Source organism: Edaphobacillus lindanitolerans, assembly GCF_900156305.1.
Classification (GTDB): Bacteria; Bacillota; Bacilli; order Bacillales_A; family Planococcaceae; genus Bhargavaea; species Bhargavaea lindanitolerans.
In genome coordinates, this window is sequence record NZ_FTPL01000002.1 from 597,378 (window position 1) to 620,872 (window position 23,495).

Here is a 23,495-nt window from a genome sequence, read left to right on the forward strand (position 1 = left end):
TCCTTCCGGTCCGCCGGTATGACGGGCCTGTTAGTTGTATGTCAGTTCCGGATCATCCGCCCGTTCAACCGAGCGCACAATCTCCATCATGGTCCGGAGATTGCGTTCGATCCCTCTTTCCTTCGACATGGTGGTCATTTTGGTCCCCCCGCTGCCGGCAACGAGCTCGAATCGCTCATTTCCCGCATCGGTGATCCCGGAGAATCCGAACACGCCGTACTGTTCGTACGTGGCCGTCGTCAGGATGTCCTTTGCAGGATCCGCATAAAGCAGTTCATAAAACAGGCGGCTGTTGTCGGGTTCATTCGGATTGATGAAGAGAACATAGGTGTCCCCGCCCTTTTCAAAGACGATGTTCTGCTCGTCCGAACCTTCCCGGATTTTGAAGCCGGCCGGCTTATACAAGCGGACCGATCCCACTTCCGCATTGGTCCTGCGGACGTCCTCCCGGAATACCTTGCCGGCTGCCTCGAGGCCTTCCTCACTGCGCTCTTCAGGCGTCATCGAACATCCGGCTAGCAAGACGGCAAGCATCGCGACCCCGAGCGGGCGAAGTCCTTTGACCATCGTGTCTCCTCCAATCGCTTAAAAGCATCTCCATCATTTTAAGCATGTTCCGGGCCGCTTGCAACCGCTCCGTCCCCGTCCTTGAACTGCCACTGGCCGACGAGCAGGCGGACAATGTGGCCGAACATGTCCGGTCTCCCGACTCTGCCCGACGTGAATACGCCGACCGCCCCGCCCGTCTGTCTTATATCCTCCTGCAGGGAGTACTGTTCCATGACCGGACCGAGTTCCTGCCCGGCCCTCACCGGAGCGGCCACTTCTTCCGGCAGGGGGAGCTGCGCGCCGCCCGCCGTGAACACGGTGCCGTCCGGAAGGGCAAGCGCACCCCAGTTGCAGATGTAGAGCCGGCCGTCGAGTTCCCTCACGCCGCCTTCAAGACCGATTCCGACGGAACCGGGCACAGTGGAAGCCGCGGCCTTTGCCCGGTTCCTCGCCCCCGTCATCGTCTCTTCGTCGCCGACGGGCTGTGCCGAAACTTCCGAATCGGTCCCGGTGCCGGTCACCTCCGCTTCGATTTCCATTGACCGGAGCGCAGTCCGGACTGCCTCCACTTTTGCTTTGTTCGTTGATCCTACTGTGATCTTGATCATTTCACTGCCTCCAGGGGATGATGGGATTGGGTGAAAAAAGGAGCCCGCGGGCTCCTTTTTTCAAACGTTTTGCCGGATCGTTTCGAGGGTGGTCCGGTCCAGAGAACGCACCAGCTTCACGAGCAGCTCTTTTGCGGCAGCATAGTCATCTGTATGGATGATGCTTGCCGAAGTATGGATGTAACGCGAGCAGATGCCGATGACCGCACTCGGAACGCCCTCATTGGACGTATGGACACGGCCTGCATCCGTGCCGCCCTGCGAGATGAAATATTGATAAGGGATGTCGTTCGTCTCGGCAGTATCGAGCAGAAATTCCCGCATTCCGCGGTGAGTGACCATCGACCGGTCGAAAATCCTCAGGAGCGTCCCCTTGCCCAGCTGGCCGAACTCGTTTTTATTGCCCGAAGCATCATTGGCAGGGCTTGCGTCAAGCGCAAAGAAAACATCCGGGTTGATCATGTTGGCCGCAGCCTGTGCGCCGCGGAGGCCGACTTCTTCCATGACGTTCGCACCGGAGTACAGATTGTTCGGGAGCTTCTCCCCCTGCACTTCTTTCAGCAGCTCGATCGACAGGCCGCAGCCGTACCGGTTATCCCAGGACTTGGCCATGATTTTCTTGTCGTTGGCCATCGGGGTGAACGGGCAGACCGGGACGATCTGCTGGCCCGGCCTGATGCCGATCTTTTTGGCATCCTCGCGGTCGTCCGCACCGATATCGATGAGCATGTTTTTGATGTCCATCGGCTTGTTCCGCACTTCATCGCTCAGCAGATGAGGCGGGATCGATCCGATGACGCCCGGCACCGGGCCGTTGTCCGTGATGACTTCAACCCGCTGGGCCAGCAGGACCTGGTTCCACCATCCGCCGAGCGGCTGGAAGGTGATCATGCCGTTCTCGGTGATGCTTTTGACCATGAAGCCCACTTCGTCCATATGTCCAGCCACCATGACTTTCGGGTCTCCGGCTTCCCCTTTCCGGACACCGAAGATTCCCCCGAGCCGATCCTGGATGACTTCATCCGAATAGCGCCCGAGTTCCCCGCGCATGAAGTCACGCACGGCATGTTCATTGCCGGGTGCGCCCGGCAGCTCCGTCAATGTCTTAAACAGCTCCAATGTCTCTTTTTCCATTTGAAACCCTCCCATGTGGTGACCGGTTCTTTCTTATTGTAGACGATGGTTCAGAATGTTTCCACCGGCTTCTTTCGGGCAGCGAAATTAAAACCTCCCCCCTTCGGAGATGGTCCGACCGGCGTTCTGTGATATACTGTGAAAAAAGCGTGTCTGAGGAGGGAATTGGAATGAATATGAAAGACTTTGCAGTAGGTGCCGTTGCCGGTGCAGTTGCCGGCGCAGCGGTCGTGGAAGCCGTCAATCGGGCGGACCGGAATGTACCGGCTGAAAAAGTGTTGAATAACGTCAAGAGTGCATTCAAGAAGGAAGGCCCGATCGAGGGTTCCTGGATTGTCATGAAGACGGAACCATTCCGCCAGAAGGCCGTCCAGCTTGATGTTTACCGGGGCGGCCTCACCCGCGAAATCGACGGCGTCTTTGAAGAGTACGAGTTTGCGGCGGATGCCAAGACAGGCACCGTCGTCGAGATCACCAAAATCTGAGTTGCCGGCGCAGGGCGGCCCAATGTCCCGCCCGTGAGCGCCGTCTCAGACTGCAAATTAGGCCCGGAAGTTTTTCTTCCGGACCTGATTTTTTTATGGATGACGGGAAATTGCTCAAGATATATCGATTGCCTCCATGTTAGAAATCCATGATCCGGATGGTCAGGACGACTCTCCGGGTTCCTCCGAATGCCATATGGCTCCATACAAAAAACTGCAGACAGGGAAAGGGAGGCCCCTCACTTAGTCTGCAGTCTGTGACGCATCCTCCCGGCGGGAAGTGCGTCTTTTTCCGTTCACTCGAACGGCGTACGCTCAAGCGTCTCGACCATTTCTTTTCCGTTTTCATCCCAGCGGATCATGCGATAGACGGCATCATGGTAGAAGATGAAGCGCCAGTTCCCGTCGTAGGCTTTTTTCAGGATCCGCTCCTTGGCGAAGATCGAGTCCATCGGGTAGTCGTCGAAACCGAGCACCCAGAGCGGGTTCTGATGGGCGTGGGTCGGCATGATGTCGCCCATATGGACCATCGTCTCGCCGTCCCGTTCGATCTCGATCACCGCATGGCCGTTGCTGTGGCCGCCGGTATGGACCATCCGGATTCCCGGGAGCACCTCGATCTCGTCTTCGAAAGTCCTGACCTGATCTTGGATGGCTTCCCAGTTATCACGGAAATATGTGCTTTTCGACCGGATGTTCGGTTCGCGCATTTCGTCCCATTCAATCTTCGTCGTGTAAATGACCGCGTTCGGGAAAACAGAGACGAATCCGTCCTCTCCGCGCTTCGTCAGACCGGCCGCATGGTCGTTGTGGAGATGGGTCATGAGGATGATGTCGATATCCTCCGGGGCCAGGCCAAGTTCCGCCAGGCTCTCCTCGACCCTGGATTCCCGGGTCACCCCGAGGTTCCGGATCATCTTGTCCGTCAGTTTTCCGGCCCCCATGCCGGATTCAATCATGATATTCTTGCCGCCCGTCTGAAGAAGGATCGGCTCCGTCGCGAGGTCGATCTTATTGTCCTCGTCCACGGCGTATTTCCTTGACCAGAGCACTTTTGGCACGGGTCCGAACATGGCGCCCCCGTCCAATTTGTTGAATCCCCCGTCCAGCCAGGTCAATTTGACGTCATGAAATTGATACGTATCCATGAAAATCCCCCCAGTATTGAATTTACTCCCCTTCGTCCGTCCTGTTCCGGAACGCAGCCTCCAGCCGGTAGATCGGCTGCCCCATCGATGAAAATTTCTCTTCGTATTCCGTCATGATGTTCCATTCCGGATTGTCCGCATGAAGATCAAGCGAGACATATCTGAGCTGCATCCCGTAGTCGGTCATGTTCATGAGCGAATACTCGAAAAGCCCGCGGTTGTCCGTCTTGAAATGCACTTCCCCGCCCGGCGGCAACACCGACTCATAAAGCCGGAGGAAGTTGTCGTGCGTCAGGCGCCGTTTGGCGTGACGGGTTTTCGGCCAAGGATCCGAAAAGTTCAGATACACCCGGCCCAGTTCCCCGGGAGCGAAAAACTCGGAAAGCCGGCCGGCATCCACGTTCAGCAGCCGGAGATTTGCCGGCTTGTCCGCTTCTTCCGCCCGCTGGACCGCAGTGACGATGATGTCACGGAACATTTCAATCCCGATGTAGTTGATGTCCGGGTTGGCTTCTGCCATCCCGGTGATGAAACGGCCTTTGCCCGTTCCGACCTCGATGTGGATCGGCCGGTCATTGCCGAATTCCTCTTGCCAGCGTCCCTTCAATGTCTCCGGTTCCGGAATGACAATATCCGGTCGCTCGTTTATGTAAGCTTCCGCCCATGGCTTATGGCGTGCCCTCATGTTTATCCCTAACCTTCCTGTTGCGTGTTGGCCCTGCAAGCCGCCAGGCGGCCCGCCGGACTTCAAACGGAATCGGGCGGCCCGGCTCCGCCAGGCCTGCGCCTTCCCCGTCTGTATGGACCGGCATCCGTCGATCGGCGGTCAGCCTGAACGCCCCGCCGGACTGCCTGTGGACTTCCTTGAATCTGGTGTGGCTCCCCGTGAACACGGTTCCGAAGACGAGCAGGAGCTTCAGCCGGTTCAGCCCGTGGATCACCGTCAGTTCGAGCTCCCCGTCTGCCGGATCGGAACCCGGGGAAATCATCATGCCTCCGCCGTAGTACGGCTGGTTGCTCACGGCGGCCAGCCATACCCGGTCAAACTTCCGCCGCTGCCCGTCTGCGTCCACGGTCAGGCTGAACGGACGGAAGGTGAACAACGTACGGACGATGAAGAATGTGTAGATCAGCTTGCCCGCGCCGAACCGGTTGAAGAGCCGCTTTGTGCGGGAGCGGTTCACCTGCATGGAGATCACTGCGTCAAACCCGATGCCGGCACTGTTGACGAAAACGGCGGGTTTTGATGATCCGGGCATTCCGGCTGTGCCGAGATCAAACGAGCCGGAGTCTTTCCGTCCGGCGGCCTCGATCTCTTCGGCCGTCCGGAATGACAGGTATCCCCGGCCAAAATCATTGCCCGAACCCGCACCGACCGAACCGATCTGCACCTCGGGATATCCCGCGGCTCCCCGAATGACCTCATGCACCGTCCCGTCCCCTCCAAATGCGATGAGCAGAAGAGGACCCCTGTCCGCCTTTGCAGCAAGGCCCCGGGCGACGGCAGCCGCATGCCCGGGGCCTTTCGTCATGACCGCCTCATAGGGGAAGCCGATCTGTTTGCAGAATGACTCCCATCGGTCAAGGGACCTGCCGTTCCGGGCGGCAGGATTGACGATGAAGATCACGTCCATCCGTTATTTTGACTCGACGGGCACCGGAAGCTTCCGGTCGAATGCAGCCATCAGGGCTTCCGTCACGGGACCCGGCCGGCCGTCGCCGATCTGCTTTCCGTCGATCGCCGAAACCGGGACGATCCCGTTCGTCGTCGAAGTCATGAAGAACTCATCCATGTTGTACACATCTTCGAGCGCCATCGGCTCCTCGATGACCGGCTGATCCAGTTCCGTACAGCATTCCATGACGACGCGGCGCGTGATGCCGTTCAGGATGAAGTTGGAAACCGGATGCGTATGGATGACGCCGTCTTTCACGCCGAACATATTGGAGGAAGACCCTTCGGTCACGGTGCCGCTGCGATGAAGAAGCGCTTCATAGTGGCCCTCTTCGTAGGCTTCCTGCTTCGCCATGACATTGGCGAGCAGGTTGAGGCTCTTGATGTCACAGCGCATCCAGCGGATGTCCTCGACCGACTTGAGCGTCACCGGCTCATGCTGGGACGCCGTTGCCGGATAGGCCTTCGTATAGCCCGTGATCACGGGAACGATGTCTTCGCCCGGGAATTGGTGGACGCGGGGAGCGGCACCCCGGGTGGCCTGGACATACACATGCCCTTCATCGATGCCGTTGTCCCGGACAAGCTGCTCGATCTTGTGTTTCATTTCCTCCTCGCCGTACGGAAGCTGCATGCGGATCTTTGCAGCCGACTCATACAGCCGGGCGATATGCTCCTCTGCGGTGAACAGGGTGCCGCCGTACACACGGATCACTTCATAGACGCCGTCACCGAAGTAATATCCGCGGTCTTCGATCGAGATGGAGATTTCATCGTCTTTGACAAATCGGTCATTCAGCAGGTAGGTAGACATTCTGATCCTTCTTTCATAAATGATTGTCAGTGCGCCGGGTCATTCCCGGCCAGTTCCGCAATGGCGTCCGCATAGATTCCGGCCGCCTTCACAAGGTCTTCCACGTCAACATACTCATCCGCCTGATGGGCGACGTCAGGCCTGCCGGGGAACAGCATGCCGAACGCCACCCCTTTTTCCAGCGTGCGGGCATAGGTGCCGCCGCCGATCGCCAGCAGTTCAGCCTTTTCGCCGGTCTGCCGTTCGTATACATGCTGCAGCGTGCGGATGAACGGATCGTCCGCATCCACATGGTGGGGCGGCGAATCGGACGACAGATCCAGTCCGAAGCCCGAGCCTTCCAGCACGTTCCGGCACGCCGACAGCTTCTCGTCGAGCGGATACGTGACCGAGTAGCGCATGCTGACCGAAACTTCTCCTCCGCTCTCTTCATTATACGCCAGAATACCGGCGTTGAGCGTCGTTTCCCCTGAAATTTCATCCCGGTAGCCAAGGCCGAGGGAATGCCCCCTGGACCCTTCACCGAATGCCTGCAGGACAAACGAAGTGAAGCGGGCGGCATCCCCGTCCATGTACGGATCCAGGAATTCGGCAAGCCGGATGCCCGCATTGATGCCGTCCTCCGGCTCCATGGCGTGCGCCGCGCGACCCTTCAGAAACAGCCGGCAGTCCGCTTCCCCTCCGGACCTGATCTCGCCTTCGAGGCCGTGTTCCCGGACGAATTCTTCAAACGGTCCGCAAAGGGCTTCTTCCGGAAGCCGGATATCGGCCACCGCCTCGTCCGGCACCATATTCGTCCGGCTGCCCGAACGGAATGACGCGAGCGGTCCCGTTCCGTTGAACGGCCCCTGCGAAAAGACGAGGCCCGCAATCCCTTTTTCTGCATGGATGATCGGAAAATCCGCGTCGGGCGCAAATCCGATGTCCGGCATTTCTTCCGTCTCAAAGTACCGGTCCATGCATCGGAATCCGCTTTCCTCGTCGGCGCCGATGATGAGCCGTACCCGTTTGTTCAGGGGGATGCCCGATTCTTTCACCAGCTTCATGGCATGCCAGGCGGCGATCGTCGGTCCTTTGTCGTCGATCGTCCCCCTGCCGAACACTTTCCCGTCCCGGACATCCGCCTGGAACGGAGGCGTCGTCCAGCCGTCGCCCGCGGGCACCACATCGACATGGCACAGGATCCCGAGCAGTTCAGGCCCTTCGCCCATTTCGATATGCCCCGCCTTGCCGTCGATGTCTTTGACGGTCATCCCCGCTTTCCTGCCTTCCTCAAGCATCCAGTCGAGTGCGCGCCGCGGCCCTTCGCCAAACGGCGCATGTTCGCTTGCCGTCGACTCGTCGAGCACGCTGTTGATAGAAATGAGTGATTGAAGATCATTGATCATTGCCGCTTCCGACCGTGCGGCTTCTGTTTTCCAGTCCATCACTCCGCCTCCCCGTCATTTATAGTGCCATTCTACACGTTCGGCAGAAAATGAAAAGTGGTATCTCACAACTCTTGTTGTCTGTTAATTTATGTAAAACCAACTTCCGTGCGTTGGAATACTCTAATTATTATTGTATAATAAGAGTGGACCCCTGTGGGGACCGAAACCATACAAAGGATGTGTACGCCCTCAACGGAACAGTCCTCGAGCATGGCTCGACGCTTTGGTCGTCCGCTGGTCTTGCCAAGGAGAACATGATGAAGGAGTGGTTCTGGATATGAAACCTACTACCGACCGGATGCTCACCCGGATAAAGGATGTCTACCTGTACATCCGGGATCAAGGAACCGTCACGACCGACGATTTGGTCGACGCATTCGGCATCACTCCGCGCACGGTTCAAAGGGACCTGAACGTGCTTGCTTTCAACGGCCTGGTCGACAGCCCAAGCCGCGGCAAATGGACAACGACGGAGAAACGGGTAAAACTGACTTCATGAGACTGTACACATACGAAAAAGGATGGCCTGCCCTTCGGCAGGTCATCCTTTTTTATGTGACTTGAGTTCATTCAGCTCTTCATCGGTCAGTTCCCTGAATCCGCCGAGGGCCAGTTCCGGATCCAGGCGGAGCGGACCCATCGTCAGCCGCTTCAGGTAGACGACTTGCTTGCCCCGGCTTTCGAACATGCGCTTGACCTGATGGAATTTCCCCTCGGTGATCGTGAGCTCGATGTCCGAAACGGGGCCGGCGGACAAGATTTCCAGCACGGCGGGTTTTGTGACGTACCCGTCCTCGAGCTCGACGCCGGCCGTGAAGGCCTCTGCATCAGCTGCGGTCACTTCGCCGTCCACCTTTGCGTAATACGTCTTTCCGACATGCCGCTTCGGCGAGAGCAGTTCATGGGCCAGCTTCCCGTCATTCGTGATGAGCAGGAGCCCTTCCGTGTCCTTGTCGAGCCGGCCGGCCGGGAACGGCTCGAACCGCCTGTATTCGTCAGGCAGCAGGTCGATCACCGTCCGGTCCCGGTTGTCGTCCGTGGCCGACACGACACCCGGCGGCTTGTTCATCATGATGTAGACGAATTCCCGGTAATCGACCGGATCTCCGAACACCGTGACGCTGTCCGCATCCGGATCGACATGCAGCTTCGGGTCCCGGACCGTTTCTCCCCCGACGCTCACGGCCCCCTGTTTCAGAAGGAGCTTCACTTCTTTTCTCGAACCGTACCCGCTGTTTGCGAGCAGCTTATCCAGCCTCATTCTCCCCACCTCACAATCCAAGTTTGTCGGTCAGCCGCTTCAGCCGGTCTCCGAACAGTTTCTGTGCAAGTCCGGACTTGAAGGAAATGACGGCGTACACGACGGCACCGACGGCCGCAGTCACCAGAATGTAGAGGAACGCGTCCCCTTTTGTGTCCGCGGGACCGAACAGGCGGAGCCCCTTCAGCGTGAGCCAGGAAGCGAGTGCCATGACCGCATTGAATATCAGGATGAGCAGCAGGCGCCTCGTCACCATCGACGAACGGTAGTCCAGCGCCCGGGAGGCGACCATGATGTTCATCAGGACGGCCACCCCGTAGCCGATCACGGTTGCAAGGATGGCCCCTTCCGCCTCGAACAGCTTGATGAGCGGGATGTTCAGCGCCAGCTTCAGGAAGAGGCCGATCAGCAGGTTCAGGACAATCCATTTGTGACGGTCGATCGCCTGGAGGATCGAGCCGGTCACCGTATACAGGGCGAACAGGATGGACGTCGGCGCATACGCCCGGAGGATATCCGCTCCGACCGGATCCTGTTCAAACAGCAAGTGGTAAAACTCGCCCGACAGGATCATCAGTCCGATGACCATCGGGAAAGTGAGGAATGCGACGATCTGGTACGTCTGGTCGAGCGCACGGGTCATGGCCGGCCGGTTGCCGGTCGTGAAGTAGCCCGTCACGATCGGGATGAGCGCCATCGAAAAAGCCGTGCCGATCATGACCGGGATCATGACGATCTTGTGGGTCGTGAAGTTCAGCATCGCGAGCTGGCCGTCCGATACGGCGGCAAGCCCGATGGACGACATCGCCCGGTTGAACGTGATCATGTCAACAAACTGGAACAGGGGGTTCGCAAGACCGACGAGGACGATCGGGAAGATATACACGATGAGCTCGCGGTACATGTCCTTCAGGCTGGCGCCGCTCGCATGCCGGCTCGACTGGAGAAGACGATCAAACTCGGGCTTTTCCTTCTTCCAGTAGTAGCCGAGGATCGCAAGCCCTGCCAGCGCCCCGATGAAGGCGGCAAACACCGCAAATGAAATCGCGGTCCGCGGAGATTCCTCCATGAAGTGGATCACGACATAGACGCCCGCCAGCACGAACAGGATCCGGACGATCTGTTCCAGCAGCTGGGAAACGGCAGTCGGCGTGAACTGCTGATAGCCCTGGAAGAATCCGCGGGTCAGGCTCATGAACGGAACGACGATGAGCGCAAAGCTCACCCAGCGGATGACGCCCGCAATCTCGTCGATTGAGAACACCTGCTCATCATCGGCGATGACCATATGGGCCATCGGCTCGGCGAGGAAGAACAGGATGAGGAACGAGGCGATCCCCGTTCCGATCATGATCCCGAGGCTGGACTTGAACAATCTGCGCCCGGTTTCATAGTCGCCGAGCGCATTGTATTTGGATACGAATTTCGACACTGCGATCGGCATGCCGGAAATCGCGAATGACAGCATGATGTTGTACGGTATGTATGCATACTGATACAGCCCGAGATTCTCCTTGCCGACCATTGCATAGAGCGGAATGACATACAGGAGACCGAGCGCCTTGGACAGAAACAGCCCGATCGACAGGACCGCCGTCCCTTTGACTAAGTTGGATGACATAAGACCCTTCCATTCCTATAAACTATTCTACAGTGTACTCCGCTCCCGCAGATATCTCAAATTCTTTTCTGGCCGGCGTGTATAATAAGACGGGAATGCAAGTGAAATGTTGCCGATCCGTGAACCGGAAAACCGGCATCATAAAAACACACGAGACTGGACTCTCTCCCGTTCTACGGAACCGGATTTATATTGAAAGGATGACAAACATGCATGACGTGATCATCATCGGCGGCGGTCCTTCGGGGCTCATGGCCGCTGCGGCGGCCGGCGCTTCGGGCGCAGACGTGCTGCTCATCGAGAAGGGCAACAAGCTCGGGAAGAAACTCGCCATCAGCGGCGGCGGACGCTGCAATGTGACGAACAATCTGGACTACGAGGAGATCATCCGGCATATTCCCGGAAACGGCCGTTTCCTCTATGGACCGTTTTCGGTATTCGACAACCAGGACATCATCCGCTTTTTCGAGAATCTCGGCGTCCCGCTCAAGGAAGAAGACCACGGCCGGATGTTCCCGGTATCGGACAAGGCATCGGACGTGGTGGATGCACTGACCGGAGAACTCGGCAGGCTCGGCGTGAAGGTCCGGTTCGGCGCGCGCGTCGCCAAGCTCCTCATGGACGATGAGCGCATCCTCGGCGTCCGGCTCGAGAACGGGGAAGAACTCCAGAGCCGCTCGGTCGTCGTGGCCTCCGGCGGGAAGGCCGTCCCGCAGACGGGATCGACGGGCGACGGCTACCCGTGGGCGGAGCGCGCCGGCCATACCATCACCGAACTGTACCCGACGGAAGTGCCGCTCCTGTCCGGCGAGCCGTTCATCCGTTCCCGGACGCTCCAGGGCCTCGCCCTCCGGGACGCGGCCGTATCCGTACTCAACAAGAAAGGCAAGACGCTCGTCACCCACCGGATGGACATGCTCTTTACACATTTCGGCCTGAGCGGCCCGGCGATCCTCCGCTGCAGCCAGTTCGTTGTGAAAGAGCGGAAGAAAAACGGCGGCGCCCCGGTCCGGATGCTGATCGATACGCTCCCCGACGAAAACGCGGAAAAGACGTTCCAGTTTCTCACCGGCAGCGGAAAAGCCGAACCGAAGAAAGCGGCGAAGAACCTGTGGAAAGGCCTCGCGCCCGAGCGCTGGCTGCTGTTCCTTATGGAAGAAGCCGGGATCGACCCGGCATCTCCGGCCGGCCAGATCGCCCATGAGAAACTGCGCAATCTGGCCCGCCTCCTCCACTCCTTTGAAATGACAGTGAACGGCACGCAGCCGATCGAGAAGGCGTTTGTCACGGGCGGCGGTGTCTCGGTGAAGGAAATCGGTCCGAAGACGATGGCGTCAAAGAAAAAGGAAGGGCTCTTCTTCTGCGGCGAGATCCTCGATATCCACGGCTACACCGGCGGCTACAATATCACATCCGCCCTCGTCACCGGCCGGATCGCCGGGATGAACGCAGCGAAGTCCGCGCTCGGCACCGGCGAGTAAGACATTCTGGATGCCGGTGATCCATTGGCTGCCGGAGAATTGGAATGTGAGCCGTCAGCCGGGCAAGAAGATCTGTAAGTTAAGAACTCGGCGTTCTATGTTAAGAAAGAGGGACTGTAGGTTAAGGATCCACGGCCCTATGTTAAGAAAGACGGGCTGTAAGTGAAGAATGCACCGTGAACAGCCCCCGCCCTCTTTTGAGTCATTTCGATATCTATTAAAACCCAGACAAACCCGGAGCCTCCCGCTCCGGGTTTGTCTTTCTTCCCTATTACTTCACCACTATGTTCACAAGGCGGCCTGGAATGCCGATGACCTTCTTGATCTCCTTGCCTTCCGTCAGTTCCTTCACGCGCGGCTCGGCAAGCGCGGCTTTCTCCAGCTCTTCCTTGGTCACGTCCGCAGGCACGACGACCTTGGAACGGACCTTGCCGTTGATCTGGACGGCGATTTCCACTTCGTCGTCCACAAGCTTGGCTTCATCATGGACCGGCCATGATTCATACTTGATCGTCTCCTCATGGCCGAGGATGCGCCACAGTTCTTCCGTGATGAACGGGCAGATCGGCGACAGCATCTTGATGAAGCCTTCCGCGTACTCTTTCGGCAGCGTGTCGGCCTTGTAGGCTTCGTTGATGAACACCATCATCTGCGAAATGGCGGTGTTGTTGTGCATCGCCTCGAGGTCTTCCGTCACTTTCTTGACAGTCTGGTTGTACACTTTATCGAGCTTGCCGTCATTCTCTTCCGTAATCTTCGCCGAGAGCGAGCCGTCCGCTTCGGTGTAGAGGCGCCAGATCCGGTCAAGGAATTTGCGCGAGCCGTCAAGGCCGTTCGTCGACCAGGCCTTCGATGCATCAAGCGGCCCCATGAACATTTCATAGAGGCGGAGTGCATCCGCACCGTGGCTCTCGACGATGTCGTCCGGATTGACGACGTTCCCTTTCGACTTGGACATCTTCTCGTTGCCCTCGCCGAGGATCATGCCCTGGTTGAAGAGCTTCTGGAACGGCTCTTTCGTCTTGACGACGCCGATGTCGTAGAGCACTTTGTGCCAGAACCGCGCGTACAGCAAGTGGAGGACCGCATGTTCCGCACCGCCGACGTAGATGTCGACCGGGAGCCAGCGCTCGGCGAGTTCCGGATCGATGAGCTGCTCGGAATTGTGCGGATCGATGTAGCGGATGTAATACCAGCAGCTGCCGGCCCACTGCGGCATCGTGTTCGTCTCGCGGCGTCCCTTCATGCCGGTCTCGGGATCCGTGACATTCACCCAATCCTCGATATTGGCCAGCGGAGATTCGCCTGTGCCGCTCGGGCGGATGTTGTCCGTCTTCGGCAGCATGAGCGGCAGCTCTTCTTCCGGAACGGTCGTCATCGTGCCGTCTTCCCAGTGGATGACCGGGATCGGTTCGCCCCAATAGCGCTGGCGGGAGAACAGCCAGTCACGGAGGCGGTAGGTGATCTTTTTCTCGCCCGCCCCGTGCTCTTCCATCCACGTGATGGCCTTGGAGATCGCTTCGTCTTTTCCGAGGCCGTCGAGGAAACCGGAATTCACGTGCGGGCCGTCTCCGACATAGGCTTCCTCTTCGATGTTGCCGCCTGCGACGACTTCCTTGACCGGCAGGCCGAATTCCTTTGCAAACTCGTAATCCCGCTCATCGTGCGCCGGTACCGCCATGATGGCGCCGGTGCCGTACGAAGCGAGCACATAGTCGGCGATCCAGACCGGCATCTTCTCGCCGCTCACCGGATTGACGGCATAGGCGCCGGTGAAGACGCCGGTCTTTTCCTTCGCAAGATCGGTGCGCTCCAGGTCGCTCTTCGTCTTGACCTTGTCGAGATACGCATCAACCGCCGCCTGCTGTTCCGGCGTCGTGATCTCGGAGACGAGCTTGTGCTCGGGCGCGAGCACGGCGTACGTGGCGCCGAAGATCGTGTCCGGGCGTGTCGTGAAGGCATCGAACGACTTTTCCGTCCCGTCGATCGGGAACGTGATCTGCGCGCCTTCGGAACGGCCGATCCAGTTGCGCTGCATCTCTTTCAGGCTGTCCGGCCAGTCGAGGTCGTCCAGGTCATCGAGCAGGCGGTCGGCATATTCGGTGATGCGGAGCACCCACTGCCGCATCGGGCGGCGTTCGACCGGGTGGCCGCCGCGTTCGGACAGGCCGTCGATGACTTCTTCGTTTGCGAGCACCGTGCCGAGTGCCGGGCACCAGTTGACCGGCACTTCATCCACATAGGCGAGGCCCCGGTTGTAGAGCTGGATGAAAATCCACTGGGTCCATTTGTAATACTCGGGATCGGTCGTATTGATCTCCCGGTCCCAGTCATAGGAGAACCCGAGTTCCTGCATCTGGCGCTTGAACGTGGCAATGTTCCTCGCCGTGAACTCGGCCGGGTCGTTGCCCGTGTCGAGCGCATACTGCTCAGCCGGCAGGCCGAACGCGTCCCAGCCCATCGGATGGAGGACGTTGTGCCCCTGCATCCGCTTGAAACCGCTCAGGATATCGGTCGCGATATAGCCGAGCGGATGCCCGACGTGAAGGCCGGCGCCGGACGGATACGGGAACATATCCAGTGCATAGAACTTCGGTTTTTCCGGTTCGTCGACCGTCTTGAATGTTTTGTTGTCTTCCCAGTACTTCCGCCATTTGCGGTCAATCTCTTGATGGTTGTAGCTCACGGCTGATTCCTCCTCAGAAAAAATAAAAAACTCCCGTCCCGGAACAGGGACGAGAGTTGTTGTGCTCCCGCGGTGCCACCCACATTGACGGCATGCCGTCCAGCTCATCCTTAACGCGGAGTGACGGCACCGGCCGGACATGCCTGCGGTGCGGACTCGGGGGCGAGTTCAGCGTCCCGTCCTGCCGGCTCACACCGACCGCCGGCTCTCTGGAAGGACCGGAACGCCTACTATTCCCCGTCAAAGTCTTTGACTATTGGCATCATTGTACCCGATAGTCCATGCGGCCGCAAGTGCCATTGTGCAGGCGCGTTTACATCCTGCAGGCCCGATGTTACGATGATTGGAAGCGTTGTCCGTATATTCTGTCTGGAGGGTTGCACTTGGAAGACACTCATACATACCGCTCAAAACGGCTGAATCTGCCGCCGGGGGCCTGGCTTCTGCTCCTCGGCGTCATCGCCATCGCGTTCACACTCAGGTCTCCGCTCACGTCGGTCGGGCCGGTGATCTCCAAAATTATGGGAGACCTCGGCATCTCCAATACGACGGCCGGCTTCCTCACAACCATCCCGCTTCTCGCCTTTGCCCTCGTCTCGCCTGTTGTCCCGAAGATCGCCGACCGGATCGGGATGGCCAGGAGCCTGTTCCTCGCATTGCTCATCCTCATCATCGGCGTCCTGATCCGGTCATCCGGCGGGACGGGGATGCTCATCTCCGGCACATTCCTGCTCGGAGTCGCAATTTCATTCGGCAATGTTCTCCTGCCGAGTCTCGTGAAGCTGAACTTCCCGATGCAGGTCGGCCTCATGACGGGCGTCTATACCGTCTCCATGAACCTGGCCGCCGGTGTGGCCGCCGGGCTCAGCACGCCGATCTCCAATTCGGTTGCGCTCGGCTGGCGTGCCTCCCTCGGGGTCTGGGCGCTGTTCGGCGTCATCGGCGCGATCATCTGGCTCCCGCAGGTGAAGAAACGGCCCGTCCTGGAAGTGGCCGGCATGGCCAAGGGACCGGCACCGAGGCCGCTCTGGAAATCCCCGCTCGCATGGGGCGTGACTTTCTTCATGGGTTTCCAGTCGGTCATGTTCTATACGACGGCCGCCTGGGTGCCGGAAGTCCTCACCTCGCGCGGAATGGATGACAGCACGGCCGGCTGGATGTTCTCGCTTGTCCAGTTCTCGCAGATCCCGTTCACGTTCCTCATTCCGATCATTGCGGGACGCCTGAAGGACCAGCGGCTGCTCGTCGTGATCATCGCCGCATTCTACCTGACGGGATACGGGGGCCTGTTTGTCGACAACCTGGCCCTCACCCCGCTCTGGATGGTTCTCATGGGCGTGTCCGGAGGCGCCTCGTTCGGCCTGGCGATGATGTTCTTTGCCCTCCGGACGAACACGCCGTCCGAAGCGGCCTCACTTTCGGGGATGGCACAGTCGCTCGGCTATCTATTGGCTGCGGCAGGACCCGTCCTGTTCGGTGCCTTCCACGACATGACCGGTGCCTGGAATGCCTCCATCTGGCTGTTCATCATCACGATCATCCTTCTGTTGCTGGCAGGATTAAAAGCCGGAAAGGACGAGAAGACCGTGCCGGAAACCGGCCAATGAAAATACGCAGGAAAATCAAAACGAGCACGGTCCATTTCTCGGGCCTGCTCGTTTTTTGCGTTCGTGTTCCCGCCGGCATGGATCCGTCACCGCAATGGGGCTTTCGCCTGTAACATTGCTTCAGCCGATCTTGCGGATCAGCAGGCGGAAATCATCAATTTCCCTTTTGGAAAGCGGCTCCTCGGCATATCGGATGCGGCTGTAGACGTCTTCGAGCATGCCGGCCGCCTCACCGTCCGTCCCCAGGTCACTGAGCCACTCACCGAATGTCTGGCCGGGCCGCCGCCCCCGGCTCCTGCGGGCCATCCGTTTTTCCAGGCGGTATACTTCACGCCGGACCGGATCCGCAGGCGGCCTGAACGCGAGCATCCGGCGGCCCCCTTCTTCCATGACGGCCATCCGTTTTCCGGAATGGTCCCCGGGACGGTCCGGCACCTGTGCCTGCCGCTGACGGCGGAGGAGGAACAGGATCAGCCCAACGGCAACTGCCGCAAAAATCATGAAGAATATAACAGCGGCCCCGTTGCCCTCCGGCATTGCATCCCCGCCGGGAAACTGAACGTCCTCCTGCCCGGCCTCCTCATTCTTCTCCGATCCCCCGTCGATCTTCTTCTGTTTCTCATCCAAATAGTCGATCAGCGGCTCCGCCGCACCGAGAAACGGCGACGCCGTCCAGCCGAACAGCCGGCCGGCCCACCCGGCCAGCCAGGCGGCCGGAACGGCGAGCCGCGCCATGATCGGTTCCATGTAAAAGACAGTGCCCGCAAACAGGATGAAGCCCGCGGCCATCACCGACAAGATCCGGTCCTGTCTCCTGCCGGCATCCCCGTTCTGCACGACGGTCTTCGCTGCCCGCACAAAAACCGCCAGGCCGAACTGCAGGATCAACAGCTGCAGCAGCCGGTTCCCCGCCTCCCCGCCGATCAGGAAAAATGCGGCGAGCCCGTAGGCGATTGACAGGACCGATGCGAGCAGTTCGGTGTTGGTCCCTTTCCCGGCGGACGCCGCGGTAAACCGCCAGACGGCGATGACGGCGAGAATGAGGGAAAAGAGCAGGCTCAGGCCTGAGACCGTCCCCGCCACGAATACGCACAGGGCCGAAAACAGTCCGGCAAGCCGCGGACCGGCCTTTCTGAACAACAGAAATCCCGCACCGCCCGCCAGCAGGGCAACGGCCATCGGCCAGACCGGCGGAAGCTCTCCGCGGAAAAGATGGGGAGGAGCCGAAAACAGATAGACTGCCGAAAACTCCAGTAAAAGACCGGCAAGCCGGACTGCGGCCATCCTCGGATTTCTCACACTGCTTCCAACTCCCTTCCCCCGGCGAGCCTGTGGACGGGAACCCCTTTTTTCCTGAGCAGGCGCTCCAGCCCCCCCGCCTCTTCACGCCAGGCCCCGAAATGCAGGAGGACATGCCCCCTGCCGGCAGACCTTGCGATGCCGCCGTACATATTGGCGGGCGGTGCGACTGCCGGAGCGGCCGGCAGTCTGGCGAGCATCTGAAGGACCGAAACCATATGTGCCGGCCCGCTCCCCGGCAGCACATGGAGGTGGGTCCGGGCGCCCGCCATCCGGACGTTGAGCCATAGTTCCGTCTCGATCCCCTTTTGTCCTGCGACGGTCATCGCATAGGCGAGTTCGCCGAAAATGCGCTCTGCCGCCTGTTCATCGGGATGCCCCGGCTGCGGACCGGAAAGATCCGCAGCCAGGATCCACCGCGTCTGCAGGACCCGTTCAAATTCCTTCGTCCGGAGTTCGCCTGTCCGCGCCGCCTCCTTCCAGGCGACCGTCCCGAACGGATCGCCCTCCCTGTAGGAACGGCTTCCCCTCGGCATGGTCGGCTCCTCGAAGAGTGACAGGCGATCCTGCAACGCGCCGGGCTCCATCCGGGAAAGGCGCTGCGGCAGGGGAAACGGAATGGGTTCGGGGTAAACGCAGATCTCCTTCCGGACGAACTCACCGTACGTCAGCATTGCCGTATAAAGGCCGAGCAGATCCCTGACCCGCACTTTCAACTCCGGAAAGCGGACCATCCCCCGCTTCACCGCTTGCACATCGATCGGATACACGGATGTTTCACGCCCCATGAGGAACATCGGGCGGTATTCGCCCTGATTCCCTGCCTCCCGTCCAAGCGCCCGGTCGCGGTCAAGCACGTCCGCCGTCCACTCGGCGCTCACGATCGGAAGACGGCCGGTATTGGTGAACGCGAACGGGACGGTGGCGGCTTCTCCCGCAAACAGGCGGAGACGGCTCCGTTCATTCTCGAAGCGGAGGGCCCGTGCGGCACGGTGCACATAAATGTAGTTCCCGATGAGGATGGACAGGATGATCAGGGGGAGGCACCAGACGAGGGGATTCCTTCCGGCCAGTGCGACGAGGAAAAACGCGATCGCTGCGAGAAGATAAGCGGCAGCACGGCGTTCCGGCAGGATGAGTATATTGAATGGGCGGGTCATCTTCTCGCGACATCCTCGACCGGAACGGGGATCCTGTCCAAAACCGCCTCAAGCACCTCTTCGGGCCGGTTCCTCAAGGATGCGTCAACGCTCAATGAAATCCGGTGGGCCAGTACGGGAACGGCGAGATCCCGCACATCTTCCGGCACTGCGAAGTCCCGCCCGCGGAGATGGGCCTTTGCCTGGACGGCACGCATCAGGGCAATCGTCCCGCGCGGACTAGCCCCCGTCTCGATCTCGGAGTGGTCCCTCGTCGCCCTGACGAGCCGGATCAGGTATTCCTCCACCGCCTCATTCACCCTTACCTTCAGGGCTTCCCTGCGGATCGCCAGAATGTCCGCATGACCGGCTGCAGGTCCGGACGGCACCGGGCTTCCATGCATATACGAGCGGATCATCGCCCGTTCCCCCGCCGCCGATGGATAACCGGGCCGGATTTTCATAAGGAAGCGGTCCATCTGGGCTTCGGGAAGGTCAAAGGTCCCCTGGGCGGATTCGATCGGGTTTTGCGTGGCGATGACAAAAAACGGATCCGGCAGCGGATGGGTTTCTCCGTCAACCGTCACCTGGCGTTCATCCATCGCCTCCAGCAGGCTGGATTGCGTCCTCGGCGTGGCCCGGTTGATCTCGTCCGCGAGCAGGATGTTCGTCATGACCGGGCCTTCCCTGTATTCAAATTCCTGCTCTTTCATGTTGAAGAAGCGGATGCCTGTCACATCACCCGGCAACACATCCGGCGTAAACTGGATGCGTCTGAATGATGCATCGATGACGGCCGCCATCGTTTTGGCCAGCACCGTCTTCCCGGTTCCGGGCACATCCTCCAGCAACACATGCCCCCCAGCCACGAGAGCCGTCAGCATCAGTTCGGTCACTTCCTCTTTTTCGAACAGCACCCGGCCGACAGCCGTCTGCATTTCCTCCAGCAGTTCGTGCCTGCCCATCGCATTCGCTCCCTCTTTCCCGATTTTCTCCGTCTACGGAAATCAAGCCGGAAAAGTTTCCTCTTCCGGCTTGACCCCTTTGATTTATTTGGTTACTTCACTCGTGTCCAGATCTGCCTCGGTGGCGTTCACCACATCTTCAACGGTAAAGCCTTCGAACACTTCCTTCAGCTTCAGCCCGTCAGGCGTCACTTCGATCATCGCCCGCTCCGTGATGATCATGTCGACGACTCCCTTGCCCGTCAGCGGCAGTGAGCACGCCTTGCGAATTTTCGGCGAGCCGTCTTTTGCCGCGTGATCCATGATGACGATGATTTTCTTCGCACCGTGTACGAGGTCCATCGCACCGCCCATCCCTTTGATCATCTTGCCCGGAATCATCCAGTTGGCAAGGTCCCCGTTCTCCGAAACTTCCATGCCGCCGAGGATGGCCACATCGATATGGCCGCCGCGGATCATTGCGAATGATTCGGCATTGCTGAAGTAGGCCGCCCCCTTGATAGCGGTCACGGTTTCCTTGCCCGCATTGATCAGATCCGGGTCGACTTCATCTTCGGTCGGATAGGGTCCGATCCCCAGCAGTCCGTTCTCCGACTGCAGAATGACGTTTTTGTCCTCAGAAATATAGTTGGCCACGAGCGTAGGCATCCCGATGCCGAGATTGACGTAGTCCCCGTCCTGGATCTCCTGTTCGGCACGCCGGGCAATCCGCTCCCTGACTTGCGCTTTATCCATCATGCACCCTCCCCTTTCTCCTGTCGTCAGCGGGTCGTCAGCCGCTCGATCCGTTTTTCCTGTTCCGCCTGGATGAGCCGCTGGACGTAGATGCTCGGCGTATGGATGCAGGCCGGATCCAGTTCACCGACCTCCACGATTTCTTCCGACTCCGCGATCGTCACCTTGCCGGCCGCCGCCATCATCGGGTTGAAGTTCTGCGCGGTCTTGTTGTAGATGAGATTTCCGAGCTTGTCGGCCTTCGCTGCGCGCACGAGGGCAAAGTCGGCTTTGAGCGCTTCTTCCAGCACATACTCCTTGCCGTCGAATGTGCGGATCTCTTTTCCTTCCGCGATCGGTGTCCCGACACCCGCAGGCGTGAAAAACGCCGGGATGCCGGCACCGCCCGCGCGGATCTTCTCGGCGAGTGTGCCCTGCGGCGTCAGCTCCACCTCGATCTCGCCGGACAGCACCTGCCGTTCGAACTCTTTATTTTCTCCGACATAGGAACCGATCATCTTTTTAATCTGCTTATTGTTCAGGAGCAGTCCGAGCCCCCAGTCATCCACTCCGCAGTTGTTCGAGATGACGGTCAGGTCCTTGACGCCGCTGTCGACGAGCGCCAGGATGAGCTGCTCCGGAATCCCGACGAGCCCGAATCCTCCGACCATGATGGTCGCTCCGTCCCGGATGTCCGCCACCGCCTCTGCGGCTGCATCGTAAATCGGTTTCAAATGGTCCCCCTCCATTTCTATTATGTAAACGCCTACATTTAATTAAATCAGAAGACTCCGCAGCTTGCAATGGCCCGGCCTGTCCGGATCGCACCGAAAAGGCCGGGCTCATCAAAAAAAGAGCCCCCGCAACGAGTTGCGGAAGCTCTCTGATGATCACCGGCCGGCAGACTGCCCGGCAGCCTGGCGCTTGAGCGGAAGGTCGTACAGGAGGCTGGTCACGATCGCCAGGCTCATGACGGCCGTCAGGATGGTCAGCATCATCTGTGTGCCGTACAGGTCGACGAGCACCCCGCCGAGCACGGGACCGACCATGCGGCCCGCGGTCGAGACACTGTTGACGATTCCCTGATAGAATCCTTCCCGGCCTTTCGGCGCGAGGTTGTTCGCAATCGTCGGGATGACCGGCCAGACGAACATCTCGCCGAATGTCAGGATCACCATCGACGTGATGAACATCGCGAACGATTCGGCAAAGCCCACGACGACGAACGAAACGAGGAAGATGATGATCCCGATCAGCATCTGGACCTTCAGCTTGTCCTCGATGCGCTTGATGATCGGCTTGATCAGCGGCTGTCCGAGGACGATGAGTGCACCATTGATCGTCCACAGCAGGCTGTACTGAGCCAGGGATACCCCGAGATCGATTGCATGCGTGGAAATGGTCGTCGTCCACTGGGAATACACGAGCCAAGTGAGGAAAAACCCGCTCAGGACGATGACGAGCGAATAAAGCGGCGCCTTTTGGCGGATTTTCTTCTGTTCCTTGATGACCGACGTGTGGGTCGCCGGGTCAATCTTGAACCCGCGGTAGAAAATGAGTGCGATGAGCAGGAAAAGAATGTACATGATCGTATTGGCATGGAAAATATAATCAATCTTATAAGAGGCGACGAGCCCGGCGATGGCCGGCCCGATGGCGACACCGGCATTGTTTGCCAGGTAGATCGCATTGAACGCCTTGCGCCCGCCTTCCGGCCAGGCGGTCCCGACCATCGCGTACATGCTCGGGAATACGATTCCGCCGCCAAATCCGAGGAATGCAAGCAGCCAGACATATTGCGGCCAGCCGTGCCAGAATACGAGTCCGACCAGCGCGGCGAGCGACAGCACGATCCCGGTGATGATCGAGCGGTAACCGCCGATCCTGTCGAACAGGAACCCGCCGAGCATGTTGCCGACGATCCCCGCGGCGGAGTTCGCCATGAGGACGAGCCCCGCGACCGACAGCGACTTTCCGAGATGGTCATGGATATAGATCGTGTTCAGCGGCCAGATGAAGGAGTTCCCGACCGTGTTCACGAACATCCCGATGACCAGAAGCCATACTCTTTTCGGCAAGACAGCCACCTCCCTGATTAATAATCACTCCAATGATTGTATTCCCAGCCGGCATGGTTTTCAATAACGCTGTTCATTGTCCGAACATTGCAATCGGGATCCGATGGAGCGAAGCACGGACGGATGGTACGATGGTTAGAAAAGAGTTGGAATTTATCCGGGGAGTGGTTGGCAATGGAATTTGGAAGAACACTGGCACAGGCAAGAAAATGGATGGAACTGGCGGTCGCCCCCGGTGATCTCGTGGTCGACGGCACGGCCGGGAACGGACATGACACGGCATTTCTCGCTGAGCTTGTCGGGGAGGCGGGAACCGTGCTGGCGTTCGACGTCCAGCAGGAAGCGCTGGATGCCACGGCGGACCGGCTCGGCGGCATGGCCGGCCGCGTGCGCCTCATCCTGGACAGCCATGCGGAAGTGGCCGAGTACGCCGACGGTCCGGTCGGCGGGGCGATGTTCAATCTCGGGTTCCTTCCGAACCGGGGGGACCGGTCGGTCATCACGCGCCCGGAATCGACCGTCCGGGCCATCCGCGCACTGCTCGCCCTTCTTAAAAAAGGCGGACTGATCACCGTCTGTGTGTATGACGGCCATGAAGGCGGCGCCGAGGAACGGGATGCCCTGCTCCGGTTTGCGGGCAGGCTTCATGAAGCGGACGTCCACGCCGCCCGCTACGAACTGCTGAATCACCGGGGCCATCCCCCGTTTCTGATCGTCTTTGAGAAGAAAAAAGACTTCACCGAGCTTCGGATGTTTGACTGACTCCGCCGGTCTCCTCCTATCTCCTCCGGCTTCTGCATA

General features: G+C 59.3%; 22 protein-coding genes and 1 other annotated feature. Of the genes, 5 read left to right on the forward strand and 17 right to left on the reverse strand.

What is annotated here, in order from left to right; all coding sequences use genetic code 11:
- Positions 1-30: 30 nt before the first annotated feature.
- From B0B07_RS09005 to B0B07_RS09015, 3 genes are all read right to left on the reverse strand, one after another.
- A complete protein-coding gene (locus tag B0B07_RS09005; RefSeq protein ID WP_076758238.1) occupies positions 31-567 on the reverse strand; it encodes a hypothetical protein in 537 nt (178 codons plus the stop codon).
- Between the two features lie 38 nt (positions 568-605).
- A complete protein-coding gene (locus B0B07_RS09010) occupies positions 606-1,154 on the reverse strand; it encodes a DUF84 family protein (protein ID WP_200805800.1) in 549 nt (182 codons plus the stop codon).
- A gap of 63 nt (positions 1,155-1,217) precedes the next feature.
- The gene (locus B0B07_RS09015) at positions 1,218-2,291 is read right to left on the reverse strand and encodes a M42 family metallopeptidase (RefSeq protein ID WP_076758241.1); all 1,074 of its coding nucleotides are present in this window, start codon (positions 2,289-2,291) and stop codon (positions 1,218-1,220) included.
- Between the two features lie 170 nt (positions 2,292-2,461).
- Between B0B07_RS09015 and B0B07_RS09020 the strand changes: the two genes are divergently transcribed.
- On the forward strand, positions 2,462-2,776 hold the full coding sequence (locus B0B07_RS09020) for a peptidase M4 (protein ID WP_076758243.1): 315 nt from the start codon (positions 2,462-2,464) through the stop codon (positions 2,774-2,776).
- Between the two features lie 296 nt (positions 2,777-3,072).
- Here the strand turns inward: B0B07_RS09020 and B0B07_RS09025 are convergent, their stop codons facing one another.
- From B0B07_RS09025 to pepV, 5 genes are read right to left on the reverse strand one after another with little or no spacing between them, the layout of a single operon-like run.
- The gene (locus tag B0B07_RS09025) at positions 3,073-3,924 is read right to left on the reverse strand and encodes a YtnP family quorum-quenching lactonase (RefSeq protein WP_076758244.1); all 852 of its coding nucleotides are present in this window, start codon (positions 3,922-3,924) and stop codon (positions 3,073-3,075) included.
- Positions 3,925-3,946: 22 nt separating this feature from the next.
- Positions 3,947-4,609, reverse strand: coding sequence for a tRNA (guanosine(46)-N7)-methyltransferase TrmB (gene trmB, locus B0B07_RS09030; RefSeq protein WP_076758246.1), 663 nt, complete (start codon positions 4,607-4,609; stop codon positions 3,947-3,949).
- Entirely contained in the window at positions 4,593-5,558 is a 966-nt protein-coding gene (locus tag B0B07_RS09035) for a diacylglycerol/lipid kinase family protein (RefSeq protein WP_076758248.1), read from the reverse strand. The genes trmB and B0B07_RS09035 overlap by 17 nt, the downstream gene beginning before the upstream one ends.
- A 3-nt stretch (positions 5,559-5,561) precedes the next feature.
- On the reverse strand, positions 5,562-6,413 hold the full coding sequence (gene dat, locus B0B07_RS09040) for a D-amino-acid transaminase (RefSeq protein WP_076758250.1): 852 nt from the start codon (positions 6,411-6,413) through the stop codon (positions 5,562-5,564).
- Positions 6,414-6,439: 26 nt separating this feature from the next.
- Complete coding sequence (gene pepV / locus B0B07_RS09045; protein WP_076758252.1) at positions 6,440-7,840, reverse strand: dipeptidase PepV; 1,401 nt, start codon at positions 7,838-7,840, stop codon at positions 6,440-6,442.
- 280 nt (positions 7,841-8,120) lie between these two features.
- Here pepV and B0B07_RS09050 point away from each other — a divergent pair, with 280 nt between their 5' ends.
- Complete coding sequence (locus B0B07_RS09050; protein WP_076758254.1) at positions 8,121-8,342, forward strand: DeoR family transcriptional regulator; 222 nt, start codon at positions 8,121-8,123, stop codon at positions 8,340-8,342.
- 42 nt (positions 8,343-8,384) lie between these two features.
- Here the strand turns inward: B0B07_RS09050 and B0B07_RS09055 are convergent, their stop codons facing one another.
- Complete coding sequence (locus B0B07_RS09055; RefSeq protein WP_076758256.1) at positions 8,385-9,104, reverse strand: pseudouridine synthase; 720 nt, start codon at positions 9,102-9,104, stop codon at positions 8,385-8,387.
- 10 nt (positions 9,105-9,114) lie between these two features.
- The gene (locus tag B0B07_RS09060; protein WP_076758258.1) at positions 9,115-10,725 is read right to left on the reverse strand and encodes a putative polysaccharide biosynthesis protein; all 1,611 of its coding nucleotides are present in this window, start codon (positions 10,723-10,725) and stop codon (positions 9,115-9,117) included.
- Positions 10,726-10,934: 209 nt separating this feature from the next.
- Here B0B07_RS09060 and B0B07_RS09065 point away from each other — a divergent pair, with 209 nt between their 5' ends.
- On the forward strand, positions 10,935-12,206 hold the full coding sequence (locus tag B0B07_RS09065) for a BaiN/RdsA family NAD(P)/FAD-dependent oxidoreductase (protein WP_076758260.1): 1,272 nt from the start codon (positions 10,935-10,937) through the stop codon (positions 12,204-12,206).
- 271 nt (positions 12,207-12,477) lie between these two features.
- On the opposite strand, the gene leuS is transcribed toward B0B07_RS09065, so the two are convergent.
- Positions 12,478-14,892, reverse strand: a complete 2,415-nt coding sequence (leuS, locus tag B0B07_RS09070; RefSeq protein WP_076758262.1) for a leucine--tRNA ligase — start codon at positions 14,890-14,892, stop codon at positions 12,478-12,480.
- Between the two features lie 42 nt (positions 14,893-14,934).
- Positions 14,935-15,145: a binding site (T-box leader), on the reverse strand.
- A gap of 130 nt (positions 15,146-15,275) precedes the next feature.
- Here leuS and B0B07_RS09075 point away from each other — a divergent pair.
- On the forward strand, positions 15,276-16,499 hold the full coding sequence (locus B0B07_RS09075; RefSeq protein ID WP_076758264.1) for a CynX/NimT family MFS transporter: 1,224 nt from the start codon (positions 15,276-15,278) through the stop codon (positions 16,497-16,499).
- Positions 16,500-16,619: 120 nt separating this feature from the next.
- Here B0B07_RS09075 and B0B07_RS09080 read toward each other — a convergent pair whose 3' ends face one another.
- The 6 genes from B0B07_RS09080 to B0B07_RS09105 form a co-directional block, all read right to left on the reverse strand.
- On the reverse strand, positions 16,620-17,798 hold the full coding sequence (locus B0B07_RS09080; RefSeq protein ID WP_144264329.1) for a DUF4129 domain-containing protein: 1,179 nt from the start codon (positions 17,796-17,798) through the stop codon (positions 16,620-16,622).
- Entirely contained in the window at positions 17,795-18,958 is a 1,164-nt protein-coding gene (locus tag B0B07_RS09085) for a DUF58 domain-containing protein (RefSeq protein ID WP_076758268.1), read from the reverse strand. Before B0B07_RS09085 ends, B0B07_RS09080 begins: the two co-directional genes overlap by 4 nt.
- Positions 18,955-19,902: an AAA family ATPase gene (locus B0B07_RS09090; RefSeq protein WP_076758270.1), complete on the reverse strand. Its 948-nt coding sequence runs from the start codon at positions 19,900-19,902 to the stop codon at positions 18,955-18,957. Before B0B07_RS09090 ends, B0B07_RS09085 begins: the two co-directional genes overlap by 4 nt.
- Positions 19,903-19,986: 84 nt before the next feature.
- Positions 19,987-20,637 carry a CoA transferase subunit B gene (locus tag B0B07_RS09095; RefSeq protein ID WP_076758272.1) on the reverse strand — a complete coding sequence of 217 codons (651 nt, stop codon included), beginning with the start codon at positions 20,635-20,637 and terminating at the stop codon, positions 19,987-19,989.
- Between the two features lie 26 nt (positions 20,638-20,663).
- Positions 20,664-21,350, reverse strand: coding sequence for a CoA transferase subunit A (locus tag B0B07_RS09100; protein ID WP_076758274.1), 687 nt, complete (start codon positions 21,348-21,350; stop codon positions 20,664-20,666).
- 156 nt (positions 21,351-21,506) lie between these two features.
- Positions 21,507-22,694, reverse strand: a complete 1,188-nt coding sequence (locus tag B0B07_RS09105; RefSeq protein WP_076758275.1) for an MDR family MFS transporter — start codon at positions 22,692-22,694, stop codon at positions 21,507-21,509.
- A 174-nt stretch (positions 22,695-22,868) separates the two neighbouring features.
- Here B0B07_RS09105 and B0B07_RS09110 point away from each other — a divergent pair, with 174 nt between their 5' ends.
- Positions 22,869-23,456 carry a tRNA 5-(aminomethyl)-2-thiouridylate-methyltransferase MnmM gene (locus B0B07_RS09110; protein ID WP_076758277.1) on the forward strand — a complete coding sequence of 196 codons (588 nt, stop codon included), beginning with the start codon at positions 22,869-22,871 and terminating at the stop codon, positions 23,454-23,456.
- The last annotated feature ends 39 nt before the right edge of the window (positions 23,457-23,495 follow it).